At 28.6% G+C, this 14821-nt stretch carries 16 protein-coding genes; 4 read left to right on the forward strand and 12 right to left on the reverse strand.

Features of this window, described 5'->3' with window-relative positions:
- Position 1: 1 nt before the first annotated feature.
- From rpiB to folD, 3 genes are read right to left on the reverse strand one after another with little or no spacing between them, the layout of a single operon-like run.
- Positions 2-457, reverse strand: coding sequence for a ribose 5-phosphate isomerase B (rpiB, locus tag APAC_RS03675; protein WP_130232833.1), 456 nt, complete (start codon positions 455-457; stop codon positions 2-4).
- The gene (lepB, locus tag APAC_RS03680) at positions 457-1242 is read right to left on the reverse strand and encodes a signal peptidase I (protein WP_130232834.1); all 786 of its coding nucleotides are present in this window, start codon (positions 1240-1242) and stop codon (positions 457-459) included. Before lepB ends, rpiB begins: the two co-directional genes overlap by 1 nt.
- Entirely contained in the window at positions 1243-2103 is an 861-nt protein-coding gene (gene folD, locus APAC_RS03685; protein WP_130232835.1) for a bifunctional methylenetetrahydrofolate dehydrogenase/methenyltetrahydrofolate cyclohydrolase FolD, read from the reverse strand. It abuts the gene before it with no gap.
- 156 nt (positions 2104-2259) lie between these two features.
- Here folD and APAC_RS03690 point away from each other — a divergent pair, with 156 nt between their 5' ends.
- From APAC_RS03690 to APAC_RS03705, 4 genes are read left to right on the forward strand one after another with little or no spacing between them, the layout of a single operon-like run.
- The gene (locus tag APAC_RS03690; protein ID WP_130232836.1) at positions 2260-2796 is read left to right on the forward strand and encodes a 50S ribosomal protein L25/general stress protein Ctc; all 537 of its coding nucleotides are present in this window, start codon (positions 2260-2262) and stop codon (positions 2794-2796) included.
- A gap of 15 nt (positions 2797-2811) precedes the next feature.
- Entirely contained in the window at positions 2812-3363 is a 552-nt protein-coding gene (gene pth / locus APAC_RS03695; RefSeq protein ID WP_130232837.1) for an aminoacyl-tRNA hydrolase, read from the forward strand.
- A 3-nt stretch (positions 3364-3366) separates the two neighbouring features.
- The gene (locus APAC_RS03700; protein ID WP_130232838.1) at positions 3367-4434 is read left to right on the forward strand and encodes an LptF/LptG family permease; all 1068 of its coding nucleotides are present in this window, start codon (positions 3367-3369) and stop codon (positions 4432-4434) included.
- A gap of 11 nt (positions 4435-4445) precedes the next feature.
- The gene (locus APAC_RS03705; protein ID WP_130232839.1) at positions 4446-4892 is read left to right on the forward strand and encodes an NUDIX domain-containing protein; all 447 of its coding nucleotides are present in this window, start codon (positions 4446-4448) and stop codon (positions 4890-4892) included.
- Here the strand turns inward: APAC_RS03705 and APAC_RS03710 are convergent.
- The 9 genes from APAC_RS03710 to APAC_RS03750 form a co-directional block, all read right to left on the reverse strand.
- Positions 4855-6432, reverse strand: a complete 1578-nt coding sequence (locus tag APAC_RS03710) for an N-acetylmuramoyl-L-alanine amidase family protein (protein WP_130232840.1) — start codon at positions 6430-6432, stop codon at positions 4855-4857. The two genes, APAC_RS03705 and APAC_RS03710, sit on opposite strands and share 38 nt — an antisense overlap.
- 94 nt (positions 6433-6526) lie before the next feature.
- Positions 6527-7606: a nitronate monooxygenase gene (locus APAC_RS03715; protein ID WP_130232841.1), complete on the reverse strand. Its 1080-nt coding sequence runs from the start codon at positions 7604-7606 to the stop codon at positions 6527-6529.
- An 11-nt stretch (positions 7607-7617) separates the two neighbouring features.
- Positions 7618-8826, reverse strand: a complete 1209-nt coding sequence (gene tyrS / locus APAC_RS03720; RefSeq protein ID WP_130232842.1) for a tyrosine--tRNA ligase — start codon at positions 8824-8826, stop codon at positions 7618-7620.
- 16 nt (positions 8827-8842) lie between these two features.
- Positions 8843-10987 carry a RelA/SpoT family protein gene (locus APAC_RS03725; protein WP_130232843.1) on the reverse strand — a complete coding sequence of 715 codons (2145 nt, stop codon included), beginning with the start codon at positions 10985-10987 and terminating at the stop codon, positions 8843-8845.
- A gap of 35 nt (positions 10988-11022) precedes the next feature.
- Complete coding sequence (locus APAC_RS03730) at positions 11023-11238, reverse strand: DNA-directed RNA polymerase subunit omega (RefSeq protein WP_130232844.1); 216 nt, start codon at positions 11236-11238, stop codon at positions 11023-11025.
- Positions 11239-11255: 17 nt separating this feature from the next.
- Positions 11256-11963, reverse strand: coding sequence for a UMP kinase (pyrH, locus tag APAC_RS03735; RefSeq protein ID WP_130234573.1), 708 nt, complete (start codon positions 11961-11963; stop codon positions 11256-11258).
- Positions 11964-12029: 66 nt separating this feature from the next.
- Entirely contained in the window at positions 12030-13097 is a 1068-nt protein-coding gene (locus tag APAC_RS03740; protein WP_130232845.1) for an ATP-binding protein, read from the reverse strand.
- On the reverse strand, positions 13097-14020 hold the full coding sequence (gene pdxA / locus APAC_RS03745) for a 4-hydroxythreonine-4-phosphate dehydrogenase (protein ID WP_130232846.1): 924 nt from the start codon (positions 14018-14020) through the stop codon (positions 13097-13099). The genes APAC_RS03740 and pdxA overlap by 1 nt, the downstream gene beginning before the upstream one ends.
- A 9-nt stretch (positions 14021-14029) precedes the next feature.
- Positions 14030-14809: a pyridoxine 5'-phosphate synthase gene (locus APAC_RS03750; RefSeq protein ID WP_130232847.1), complete on the reverse strand. Its 780-nt coding sequence runs from the start codon at positions 14807-14809 to the stop codon at positions 14030-14032.
- Positions 14810-14821 lie beyond the last annotated feature (12 nt).

Here is a 14821-nt window from a genome sequence, read left to right on the forward strand (position 1 = left end):
ACTATGCTCTACAACTTCCCATTTTTCCTAAGGCATTGATTTTTTCAACTCTACCTTCGTGTCTTCCACCTTCAAAAGATGCTTCATTCCACGCATCAACGATTGCTTCAACCATACCGTATCCGCTTACTCTTTCACCTAAACAAATAACATTTGCATCATTGTGCTCTCTTGCCATTTTTGCAGAGTATTCATTATGACAAAGTGCCGCTCTAATTCCATCAAATTTATTAGCAGCCATTGACATACCAATACCTGAACCACAAATTAAGATTCCCTTTGAACCTTCATTTGCTAATACACTTTCACAAACCTTTGCTGCAAAATCTGGATAATCAACTCTATCTTTTGTGCTTGGTCCTAAATCAACTACTTCATGACCTCTTGCTTCAAAAAGCTCTTTTACATAAGCTTTTATATCAATTCCAGCGTGGTCTGCTCCAATAAAATACTTCATTAGTAAATTCCTTTTTCGTGGTTAATTTCTATATCTTTATCTTTTAAATCTTCTTCCAAAGAATCAACTGTCTTTAAAACTCTATCCCATCTAATTTCATAATTGTCATCAATTGAAAAATATACTATCCAAGGTTTTCCAACAATATATTTGTATGGAACAGTTCCCCAAAATCTTGAGTCATTTGAGTGATCTCTATTATCACCCATCATAAATGTTTCATCTTCAGGAACTTTAATAGGCATCATATCAAACAGTTGTGCAGGATTTAATCCATTGTTTACAACACTTGGGTCATTGTGAATTCCTGGATGATCTATCTTATATGGATCTACTACCCAAAGTTTATCCTCTATTTGAATGATATTCTCTTTTGGATAATTAGCTTTTACATATTCATTTCCTTCAACAGGATGTAAAAGAAGGTGTTTAGATTTAAGTGCAACTAAATCTCCACCTGTTGCAACAGCTCTTTTTACATAGTGAATAGCTTCATTTTTTGGATATCTAAATACTACGATATCTCCTCTTTTTGGTCTTGGTCCTTCTATTAAGTGACCATTGTCATTAAAATCAGGTAATACTTTAACTTCTAACCAAGGAATTCTTGGAGTTGGAATACCATAAGAGAATTTTTTTACAAAAAGCATATCACCTATTAAAAGTGTATTTTTCATACTTCCACTAGGTATTACAAATGCCTGAGCTATAAAAAATATAATACCTAATACTATTACAATAGTTCCAGTCCAAGAAGAAGACCATCTATAAAGTTTATTTAACATCTATCTTGCTTCTCTTTTCTCTCTTAGTTTTGCAGCTTTAACAGTATTTTTAAGTAACATACCAATTGTCATAGGTCCTACTCCACCTGGAACTGGAGTTATATGTGAACACTTATGCTTACAATCTTCAAAATCAGCATCACCTGTTAATTTTCCTGTATCAAGTCTATTAATACCAACATCAATAACAACTGCACCGTCTTTTAACATATCACCTTTTAGTAAATGTGGAACACCAACAGCAATTACAACTATATCTGCTTCTTTTGTGTGTGCTGCTAAATCTTTTGTTTTACTATTACATACAGTTACTGTTGCTTTTGCATTAATTAAAAGTGATGCCATTGGTTTACCAACAATATCAGATGAACCAATTACTACAACATTTTTTCCACTTAATTCAATATTATACTCTTCAAACATTCTCATAACACCAAATGGAGTCGCTGGTAAAAATGAATCTAAGTTCGAAACCATTCTTCCTACATTGTATGGGTGGAATCCATCAACATCTTTTAAAGGGTCAATTGCTTCTAAAACAGTTGTTGTATCAATATGTTTTGGAAGTGGTAATTGAACTAAAATACCATCAAGTTTTGGATTTTTGTTCATCATAGCTATAGTATCTAGTAGCTCTTCTTGAGTAATAGAACTAGGCATTTCATGCACAACAGAGTAAATTCCTGCACTTTTACATGCTTTTGCTTTGCTTCCTACATAAGTAGCACTTGCTGCATCATCACCAACTAATATTACTGCAAGACCTGGAGTGATTTGTTCATTTTCAACTAGTTGAGAAACTTCAACTTTAACTTCTTCTTTGATTTTATTTGATAGTTCTTTTCCATCTAAAAGTATCATAGGGTATTACCTTGTTTTAAAGTTTTATTAAGGCAAATATATTAGCAAAAAACCAATTAATAAAAGTTAAATAGTAGTTTAATTAAAACTTAAACAAATATTTAGGTAAGTTTGTGTAAAATCCCGCACTTAAAATTTAAAACAAAGGATCTGTTTATGTTAGAGGGTATCGTAAGAGATAGTATGACAAAACAAGCAACTAAGACTTTAAGAAGAGATGGTTACTTAATTGCAAATATTTATGGTAAAGGTTTAGAAAATATTTCTGCTGCGTTCAAAAGAAATGAATTCATTAAATTCATGAGAACAAAAGAAACTTTAGCATTTGATGTAAAAGTAGGTGATAACACACTTAAAGTAGTAGTACAAGAGTACCAAAAATGTCCATTAACTTCTGATTTATTACACGTTGATTTAATGGTAGCACAACCAGGTGTTAGAGCATCTTACAAAGTTCCAGTTTATACTACAGGAACTCCAAAAGGTCTTAAAAATAAAGGTCTTTTAATGATTAACCACAAAAGAGTACCTGTAAAATGTACTTATGAGAACTTACCACAAAACTTTACGTTAGAAGTTTCTCAATTAGATACAGGTGATAACATCTTAATTAGAAACATTGAATTCCCAGAGGGTGTTGATTGTTATTTAGACCCAAGAGTACCAGTTGTTGGTGTAATTAAAGCTAAATAATTTTAGATAAATCACATGCATTTAATCGTTGGTCTTGGTAATATTGGTGAGAAATACGAATTAACAAGACACAACATAGGATTTATGGTCATTGACGAGATGACCAAAAATCTTACAACTTCAAATATAAATAAATCAAACTTCAACTCTACACTTTTAAAATCAGGTTATAACCTTTTTTCAAAACCTACAACTTATATGAATAATTCAGGTCTTGCAGTTGGTTCTATAAAAGAGTACTATAAAATTGAAAATGAAAATATTATAGTTATTCATGATGATTTAGATTTACCATTTGGTGCTGTTAAGTTCAAAATAGGTGGTGGACATGGTGGTCATAATGGACTTAAATCATGTGATGCACATATTGGAAAAGATTATATTAGAGTTAGAATTGGAATTGGAAAACCACAAGATAAAGCTGAAGTTGCAAATTATGTATTAAGTAACTTTTCAAAAGAAGAATTAAATAAACTAGAAGATATAATACCTCATACTATAAAAGCGATAGAAGCACTTAAAAGTGAAGATATCGATCAAGTAAAATCAAAATTTACATTGAAATAAAGAATGAGAATATTAACAAAATATATTTTAAAAAAATACCTTCAAAACTTTTTAATTGTTTTAATTTCACTAGAACTTTTTTTTGTTGGAATTGATTTTTTACAAAACTTTAAAGATCTACCAAGCTCAGCAAATTTACAGCTACTATATCTTTTATATAACAGTTTTTTTACTTTAACTTTAGCACTTCCATTATCAATAGTATTTGGTTGGATTATTACTTTAGTTTTATTTATTAGATCAAACGAACTTGTTGCTTTTAACGCAATAGGTGCAGATCTTAAAGATATATACTCTCCTGTATTAAAAATATCTTTTGCTCTTTTAACACTGCTTATTGTGCTTCAATTGACACCTTTAGCATACTCTTATGACCAAAAGAAAAAAATACTTGATAATGAATATTTTACAAGTACAAAAAGTGATATTTTTTTAAAATATAATGACTATTATGTATACTTTAAAAAACTATTACCTTTGGAGCAAAAAGCTGAAAATATACATATCTTTAGAGTTGAACAAGGGGATGTTATTGAGACAATCATAGCAAGAAATGCATACTTCCAAAATAATAAATGGTATGTAGTAGATGCTAAAATTGTAACAAAACCAAAAGAGTTAAATTTTGATAACTCAAAACTAACTATTAGATATGAAAAGTTTTTGAATACTTTAGAGGGATTTAAACCAAAAATTTTAGATAATGTATATGAATCAAAATCAAATTTTTCTGTCATAGATGCAGTTTCAGCATTGATTTTATTATCAAATCAAGGAATAAATACTGATACAATTAGAGGTATTTTATATAATCAATTAGTAGTTACTTATTTTGTAATACCTTTGATTTTACTAATATTTGCATATGCATCACTAAATAGTAGATTTTTTAATATGGGTAAATTCGTATCCCTATGTGTATTTGGAACACTAATTGTTTGGGGTGTGTTTTTTATGCTTTTTAAATTTACAAGTGGTGGAATTATACTTCCTGAGCTATCAATACTACTTCCTATGTTTATTTGGGTAGTTGGCTCAATATATTTTTATAATAAAAAAATCAACTCTTAAGGTAGAAATTTATGAAATCTCATGAAAAAGCATATGGTGTAGTTCCTTATTTAGCTATTGATGATGATATTAAAATTTTATTGTGTAAATCTGTTGCGAGTAAAAATAAGTGGGGATGTTTAAAAGGTAGTAAAGAAAAAAATGAGACTGCTTATGAATGTGCCCAAAGAGAGTTTTACGAAGAGAGCTCTATTAATGTTGAAATAGGTTTATTTGAAGACTATTTTGAGCAAATAAATCTTGAAAAAGATATTGGTATTTGGTTAGTAAATGCTAAAAATATAGAAGGCTTAGAAGAGTTTTTTAATGAAGATAAATTAAAAAGCAATTATCTATCTTGGGAAAATTCAAAAGTGAAATTCTTTTCACTTGATGATTTACCCGAGATTAAAAAAAAGCAGATGAAACTAATCAATCAAGTTAAGGATTTTTTGAGAAGTAAGCATCTACACCATTAGCAATACCATTTGCTAATAGTTTTTGATAAGTTGAAGAGTATAATCTTTTACTCTCAACAGGATGAGACATATATCCAAGTTCTATTAAAATAGAAGGCATCTGAGCACCTACAAGAACCCAGAACGGTCCTTCTCTAACTCCTGAATCTTTTACATCTGTATATTTACTGTGAGCAAACTGTAGTAATCCTGCTTGCACATCAATAGCTAATTTATGTGAAGCTGTAATTCTTGGTCTATTTAGTGATTCTAAAAAGGCACTCTTTGTAGAAGAACTCATTTTTGTAATATCCTCTTTATTTTCCATCGCAGCAACTCTTTTTGCTCTTTCACTTCTAGCAGGACTTAAAAAGAATGTTTCTATACCTTCAACTTTAGTTGCTTTTGCCTTAGGAACAGCATTTGCATGAATAGATATAAATATATCAGCATTTTTTTCATTTGCTAATATTGTTCTATTTCTAACTTTTATATATTTGTCATTGTATCTAGTAAGATAAACTTTATGACCACGTTGTTTCAACATAGCGTGAAGATATTTAGCAACATTTAAAGTAACTACTTTCTCATATCTTTTTCCAGGACCCACAGCACCTACATCATGCCCTCCATGTCCTGCATCAATTACAATAGTTCTTGGTCTAAAGTTTGGATATGGTAGTGTCTCTTTTTGTTCTTTTACACTAATTGTTAGAAGTTTTCCATTTAAACTATATTTTACATCAGTTTTATTTTTATTTCTAATCTTTATTCTAACAGCAGTTTTTGCATAGTCTGTAACTATTATTCTATCTATTTCATCAATTTTTAAAACAGTTGGTTTTGTGTGTTCAAATTTTCCTTTTATATCAAAAGTATTTTCAAAATTTTTGCCAAATTTATATGATTTATATTTAATATCATTTAATGTTACATTTTTATTAAATCTCACAAAAATCTTATTGTTTTTTGCAGTAATTGTCCTAATCTCATTTTTCTTATCAACATAAGGATTGCCAAGTTCTTCTTGTTCTAAATATTGTTTTTGAACATCTTCTACACTAATTATAATTTGTCTATCATTTATTTCATATGATGTTTTTAGATTTTTTTTATCTGAAAAAACAATTCGTAAAACATCTGGTTTAAATTGACCAATTACAATTTTTTCAACACCATCTATACTAAGTTTTGTAGGAGCTGCATCTTTAAAATAGCCATTTATATCATAAACATCTTTTGTTAAAGGGTTTTGTTTAAGTTCAAAAAATTTAATATCATCTTTTGTAACATCAACATTAAAATCTATTATTACTTTATTACCTTGAGTATAAACAGATTCTATTGCATATTTTACAGTTGATTCTTTTGTATCTTTAGACTCTTTTATCTCTTTTTGTGGAGTAGATGATATTTTATTTCCTCTTTCTAAAAGTATTTCCAACTTTTTTTTATCAGGAGTAATATCTTTATTTAGTTTTTCACCAAGAACAATAAGTTTTTTCAGCTCTTCGATTTTTTTATCATTATCTTTTTTTAGAACAGCTTTTAGGTATTCCATTCGAGCTGTTCTATAATCATCTTTAATAGAAGCATATGTATTTGTACTAAATACTATAAATAGAAGGGTTAGAAGAAAAAAATTCTTAAAAATTTTATTCTCCTTTTGTTAGTTTTTCCATTAGCTCATGAACTGATATTAGTTTATCAATTCTGTAGCCATTAGCCCCTGTAAAAAATAGACCTGTATCTTCATCACCATTATAAGCTGCACCTAATCTATCTGCAATACAGTATCCAACGGCTTTAGCTTCAACACCTCTGTTACATGGTGCAACACAGTTTGAGATACACTGAACTTTTGGTGCTGTGTTATTTTCCATAGAAAAATGTAATTTAGTTCTAACTGATCTTGCAGGTAATCCAACAGGAGATTTACCTAATTTAATATCATCTTTATCAGCATTGATTAATACTTCTTTTAAATTTTGATGGGCGTCACACTCGAAAGTACCTATAAATCTTGTTGCCATCTGAACACCAGTACAACCTAGTGCTTGGAATTTTTCAATATCTTTTTTATCCCAAATTCCACCAGCTGCAATAATTGGAATATCTCCCCAATTTTTAGCCTCTTCAATAACAGGTCCAACAATATTTTCTAATTGAAACTCTTCTTTGAAACAATCTTCATATTTGAATCCTTGATGACCACCACTTAAAGGACCCTCAACAATAACGGCATCTGGAATTTTGTTATATTTTTGCCATTTTTTACAAATAAGTTTTAAAGCTCTTGCACTTGATACAATAGGAACTAAAGCTACATCTGGAAAATCTTTTGTAAATTCTGGCATATTTGTAGGAAGTCCAGCTCCTGTAATAATAATATCAACACCAGCTTCACATGCATCTTTTACAACTCTTCCATAATCATTAATTGCATATAAGATGTTACAACCTAGTGGAGCATCTCCACAAATTTTTCTTGCATTTTGAATGATTTCATTAAGAGAGTCTCTATTATAAAAGTTCGCTACATCTTTTGGTTTATCTTTTTTTGTGATAATTTGTACATTTTCACTTCTATTTCTATAATAACCTGTACCAACAGCAGAAATAACACCTAGACCACCCTCTTTACTTACATTACCAGCTAATTGGTCCCAACTAATACCTACTCCCATTCCACCTTGGATAATTGGGTGTTTTATTTCATACTTTCCTATTTTCAAAATTAGCCCTTCTAGTTTATTGTTATCTTAGCGAAACTTTTTTTACCTTTTTGTAAAATGTACTCACCTTTTGATAAATTTAGTTTATCATCTGTTACTTTTTCTTGATTTAATTTAACAGCACCTGCTTTTATATCTCTTCTTGCTTGTGAAGTTGAAGGCACTAATTTAGAGTCAACTAAGGCTTGACCAATCCAAATTTCACCTTCAAAAGTGTATTCATCAATATCTGTTGGGATATCTTTTTTTGCAAAAACTTTTTTAAACTCTTCTTTAGCTTTTTGACCAGCACCAATTCCATGGTATCTATCTACAATCTCAATTGCTAAAGAGTCTTTCGCATCTTTTGGATGAATTGAACCATTTTCAACACCATCTTTTAACTCTTCAATCTCTTTTAGTGACTTAGTAGATAATAGTTCATAATATCTCCACATTAATTCATCACTAATTGATAAAACTTTACCAAACATATCAAATGCCTCATCAGTAACACCAATATAGTTACCTAAAGATTTAGACATTTTTTGAACACCATCTAAACCTTCTAAAATAGGCATCATTAAAACTGCTTGTTGTTTTTTACAGTTGTATGCTTTTTGTAAAGTTCTTCCCATAAGTAAATTAAACTTTTGATCAGTTCCCCCAAGCTCAATATCTGTATCCATAGCAACTGAGTCATAACCTTGTAATAATGGGTAAGTAAATTCACTTACAGCAATTGGTGTATTTGATGCATATCTTTTTGAAAAATCATCTCTTTCTAACATTCTTGCAACAGTTAAATTTGAAGCAAGTGAAATTAATCCAGCAGTACCTAACTCTTTTAACCAAGTTGAGTTAAATTTTACCTCTGTTTTACTCTCATCTAAGATTTTAAATACTTGCTCTTTATAACTTTGAGCATTTTGTAATACTTGCTCTTCACTTAATACTTTTCTTGTTTCACTTTTACCTGTTGGATCACCAATAGTTGCCGTAAAATCACCAATTAAAAATTGAACAATTCCACCATATTTTTGGAAAGCTGCTAATTTTTGGATTAATACAGTATGCCCTAAGTGTAAATCTGGAGCAGTTGGATCAAATCCCGCTTTTACATAGAAGTTTTCACCTGTCTGGAAATATCTAGTAATAAGTTTCTCAATTCTTTCGATATCAATTATTTCAGCTGTTCCTCTTTGTATTTCAGCAATTGCTTCTTGAACTTTGTTTTCCATTAAATTCTTACCTTTTCTAATTTTTATATGCATCTTTTTTTGAGAAAAACTCTATAACTTTAACTTTTTTCTCTATTATTTTTCTAACTTCATCAATATTTGATTTATTTATCTCAAATTCAATATCACAATATTGTCTATAAGAGTGCTTTTGTCTTCCAAAATCTACAGATAAAATATATATTTCGTATTGAGACATATGAGTTAGTAATCTTGCTAATTCACCTTTTGTATTAGGTAAAGATACTAGCATCTTATATTGATATACTGTATCTTTTGTCCATTTACAAAATAGCATTTGATTTTTTGATAATATTTTATTATATGCTTTGTCACATAATTTATGATGTATTACAGCATTACTTCCATCTCTAAAAGCTACTATATCATCACCAAATTTTGGGTGACAACAATGGTCAAATGATACAGAATTAATACTAAAATTAGAATATATCAACATATTATCAAATTTAAACTCTTTTATTTTACTAGTTAAGATTTTAAATCTTGTCATCAATCCTCTGTGGGCAACTATTTTTTTCTCAACTTGTAACTTTGTGTGTTTAAAATAGTCTAATATTTGAGGGATTTTATATGGAGATTCAACTTCAAACTTACTAGTAATATCTTCATCATATCTTGAGAATACTGTATTTATTATATTTTTACCATATAACTCATCAATCTCTTTTTGTCTATGAGAACATGTAAGTCTTATTTGTTTTTTTACCCTTGATGTTTTAACCATCTCAATCCAAGAACATCTAGCAATCTCTTTATCACTTACTTCAATATTAACAATATCTGTACTTTTAAGTTCAGTTAATAAAGGTTTTTTAATCTTGTTAATATAGCAAGCTTTTGCTCTCTTACCCACATCAGTGTGAACTAAATATGCAAAATCAAGAGCCGTTGAACCAACTGGTAGATTAAAAATCTCACCCTTTGGTGAGTAAACAATAATCTCTTCAGTATATAAATGATCTTTTGTCTCTTGATAAAACTCTTCTACATTTTCATTTGAAAACTCTAGTGATTTTAACCAATTTAAATTTGTAGTACTTTTTTCACCTGTTTTATACTTCCAATGAGCTGCAATACCATATTCAGCAACTTTATTCATTTCAAATGATCTAATTTGAATTTCATAAATTTTAGAGTTATAAAAAACTGTTGTATGAATAGTTTGATAACCATTCTCTTTTGGAGTTGCTACATAATCTTTAAATCTTGAAATCAAAGGTTTATACTCTAAGTGAATAAATCCTAAAACTTTATAACAATCAATATCCTCTTCAACTAAAACTCTAATTGCAAATAAATCTAAAACTTCATCTAAAGAGATACCTTTTCTCTGCATTTTTAAATAAATAGAGTAATGGTGTTTAATTCTAGAGTAGATTTTGATTTTTTCTAAATCAAATCCATTTTTTTCTAATAAAGATTTTGTAGTTGATATAAAATTATTAAAAGTTAATTGCATTGCATGTTCATTATCTTTTAAAAATTTATCAATCTTTTTATACTCTTGTGGATAAATGTAAAAAAATGCTAAGTCCTCTAAAGCATTTTTTAGTGTAGAAATACCAAGTCTATTTGCTATTGGCACATAAACAACAAGTGTTTCTTCCGCTATTCTTCTTTGTTTATTAGGTGGAAGTGCTGAAAGTGTAAGCATATTATGCAATCTATCACATAACTTTACTACTAATACTCTAACATCATCAATTGAAGCAATTAGCATTTTTCTAAATGTTAAAGCTGAAGATATTAGTTTTGCATCATTTGTGTTATTTGAAGGAACAAACTCATGCTCTCTAATTTCTACAATTTTTGTTAATCCATCAACCATGTGGGCAATATCATATCCCCATCTTTGTTGAACGTACTCTAGTGAATAGTTTGTATCTTCAACAACATCATGAAGTAGGGCAGTTGCAATTATTGCTTCATCTTTTGAAAAGTGAGCTGTAATTGAAGCTACTAAAATAGGGTGTACACAATAAGGTTCACCACTTTTTCTGTATTGATTTTCATGTGCAGTTATAACAAAATCTATTATTTCTTTTAGTTTTGATGAGAGTTTTGTTTCTGATTCGAGTTCTTTTATAGCATCTTCAACAGAATTAATCTGTTGAATTCTTTTGATAAATGGATCCATTAAATTTAGACCAAGATATAAGAGAGTTCTTATATCTAATTTTTGTCTACTAGTCCTTCAATTTTTAATAAACCGTTTGCAATTTCATCGATTGCAATATCAGTATATTTCATTTTTTGAGTATTTTGCTCTAATAATGGTTTTGCACCTTTACTTAATTCATCAGCTCTTTGTCCAACAGCAATAGCTAAAATATATCTATCATTGTTAACTTGTTTTAAAGCTTTTGTCATTCTTTCTTCTAATCTCATTTAAATTCCTCTGTGATTTATTTAACAATTGAACATCTACTAAAATCACCATTAATGATTTTTAGTAAGTTACCTTTTTCATTCATATTAGCAACAACTAATGGAAGCTTATTGTCTTTTGCTAAAGCAATAGCAGTATCATCCATAACTTTGATATGATCTTCTAATGCTTGGTCATAAGAGATTGTATCTAATTTGATTGCATCATCATATTTCATTGGGTCTTTATCATAAACACCATCAACTTTTGTTGCTTTTATTAACATACTTGCACCAATCTCTGTTGCTCTTAATGTTGCAGCAGTATCAGTTGTAAAATATGGATTACCAGTTCCTGCTCCAAAAATAACAACTCTACCTTTTTCTAAGTGTCTTCTTGCTTTTCTTACAATAAATGGTTCAGCAATTTGTTCCATTTTAATTGCAGTTTGAAGTCTTGCAGTTATACCTTTGTGTTCTAATGCTTCTTGCATTGCAACACCGTTAATAACAGTTCCTAACATTCCCATGTAATCAGCACTTGTTCTTTTAATAACACCATCAGCAGCAGCAGTCACACCTCTAATAATATTACCACCACCAATAACAATACCAACTTCAATACCGTTATCAACTAAGTTTTTAATTTCCTCAGCAATATAATCTAAAATCTGAGTGTCAATACCATAACCTTCTGCACCTGCAAGTGCCTCACCAGAAAATTTTACAAGTACTCTTCTATCCATTTTATCCATATTACGTATCCTTTAATAATTCGTGATTTTATCTAAAATTTTATTAACAATTACTTATTAGCTTAAAGCCCACTCATAAAATGGCAAAATATTAATTTTTATATTTGGATCTTTTATATTTTCATTGTTTGAAATAGTGATAATATTTACCTCATTTATTTCATTATCTTTAGCTGTTTTTATTATCTTTTTTAAAATACTTCCCATTAAAATTGAGTTAAAAAAAGGAATACAAACAACAGCTTGATTTAAAGATTTGATATAAAAATCTATATTATCTAAGTAATATAACTCTTTAAATTTACTATTTAATTCTAAAAAAATCATATTTGTAAACTCATTTTTAAACTTTTTATTATGAGTAATTGCATTTAAAAATGAGTGATTATAACAGTAGATTTTTTTTACAGCTTTCTCTTGATTATATTTTTGTAAGAAATATATAGTATTGTTTTCTTGAAGTTTTTTAGCTGTTTCATAAAATATATCTTTTGAGACTTTAATTTTCATTTTAAGTGCATTAAAAAGTTGGAATAATGATTTCTTTTCATCAATATTTTCAATTAAAATATTAAGTATTTCATACTCCGTAGTATTTTTAGATTGTAGTTTTATAATCTCTTGAAGTCTATGTACTTTTTTGTGTTCTTCAAGATTAATTATTTCTGGGAGATTCCCATATTTTAGGAAGTTATTAAAACTAATTGTAATATTTTGATGTCTTTGATCATGAAGTATATACTCTTCAAAATCTAAAGGATTTATAGTTAAGTTTTTAAATCCTTTTAGCCTCTTTTTTATATCACTACTAATAATTATATTATCACAATATGGTATTTCAAATGAGAAATCAAAATTTTCTAGGACTAAAACTTTTATTTGATTTTTTCTTAAAAATTCATCAAGATTATTTTTTATATCTTCATAGTTATTTCTACTGTCATTAAAATCAATATAAATATATTCACTTATTTTAAAATGTGATAAATAATCATAAATAAGATAGGTTTTACCCACATTTGAAGGGCCATAAAGTATTGTTTTAGGATGAGTTATTTTAACTTTTCTTTCTAAAAAATTAATTTTAGAAAGATTTAATTCATATGAAGCTTCTAAACTTTTCATTATTGGTTTTTAGATAGTACTACAGCTTCTTTTATTGCATTGATATAACTTTTAGTATTGATTTTTTCATTTTTATAAGCAATATTAAAGGCAGTTCCATGGTCAACTGATGTTCTAACAATAGGTAAATTAAGACTTACATTAATACTTTCATCAAAATATAAAGCTTTTAATGGTGCTAATCCTTGATCATGATACATTGCTACAAAGTATTTATAGCTTTTTCTAGAAAGGGGTGAAAAAGCAGTATCAGGAACTAGTGGTCCAGTGAAAACCTTTTTGTTTAGTATTTTATTAGCATTTTTTATTGCTTTAAATATCTCAACTTCTTCATCCCCTAACACTCCATTATCACTTGCATGTGGATTTAAGCCTAAGACACCGATTTTTTCAGCTTTTACATTAGTATAAAAATCAATTAAAAATTGAGTTAAATCCTCTTCTTTTATTTTTTTAGCTACTTTTTTAAGGGGAATATGCTCTGTAAAAAGTCCTACAAACATCTTTTTACAACCTAGCATCATGATTGCATTTTTACCAAAATAGTCCCTTAAAACTTCTGTATGACCTTTATATTTTATATCAGCTTTTGACCAAGCTTCTTTATTAATAGGAAGTGTACAAATTGCATCAACTTCATTTTTAGAAGCTAAGTTTATTGCATCATGAAATGAGTCAAAAGAGTATTGCCCAGATTTTTTGTGAACTGTTCCAGGCCTAATTTCAAAGTCACCTTTTGTTTTGAAAGTTTCAAAATTTTTGGGAATTTCTATATTTAATTCTGTCGCAGCTTTTTTTAGCATTTTTTTATTAATACAATAAATAGGTTCACAAAGTTTTGAAACTTTTTCATGACTTTTTAAAGCAATTTCTATACCAATTCCATTTAAGTCACCAATACTTATAGCTATTTTAGGTTTCATTTATTTGCCTTAGTTTATTATATTTTTCATATCAATAATTGCTGTTGAAAGTCCTGTAAAAACACTTCTTGCAACTATACTTTGCCCAATGTTAAGTTCACTAATTCCTTTAATTGAAGAAATAAGTGTAACATTTTGGTAGTTTAATCCATGACCTGCAGCTATTTTTAAATTGTGTTTTAAAGCAAATTTAGTAGCATCATTTATACTTGTAATTGATTCATCAAGTTTAGTTTTTAACTCTTTTTTACTAAGTTCTAATTCTTTAATACTATGATGAGTTTGAGCTAAGTTTGAATAAAGCATTGCATAAACATTTGCAAAAGTTCCAGTATGTAGTTCAATCCATTCAACTTTTAATTTAGAACAAAGTTCTATAGTTTCTAAGTCTGGGTCTACAAAAAGAGAAACTTCGATTTCATTTTCATGTAATCTTTCAACAACTCTTTTTATCTTTTCAAAATTTGACTCTATATCAAGTCCACCCTCTGTTGTTACTTCATTTCTATTCTCAGGTACTAATGTAGCTCTATGAGGTTTTAATTCACATACAATATCAATAATATCATCATTAATTGAACATTCTAAATTAACAGGAAGTGTACTTTGCTCAATAATTGCTTTTGCATCATTGTCATGTATATGACGTCTATCTTCTCTTAAATGAATTGTGATTTGATCAGCACCTGATAGCTTACAAATTCCAAGTGCATCAAGGGGATTTGGGTCGTTTATTTTTCTCGCTTCTCTTAAAACAGCAATGTGGTCTATATTTACACCAAGTAGCATAGTGTGTCCTTT

The organism is Malaciobacter pacificus (genome assembly GCF_004214795.1).
GTDB classification, from domain to species: domain Bacteria; phylum Campylobacterota; class Campylobacteria; order Campylobacterales; family Arcobacteraceae; genus Malaciobacter_A; species Malaciobacter_A pacificus.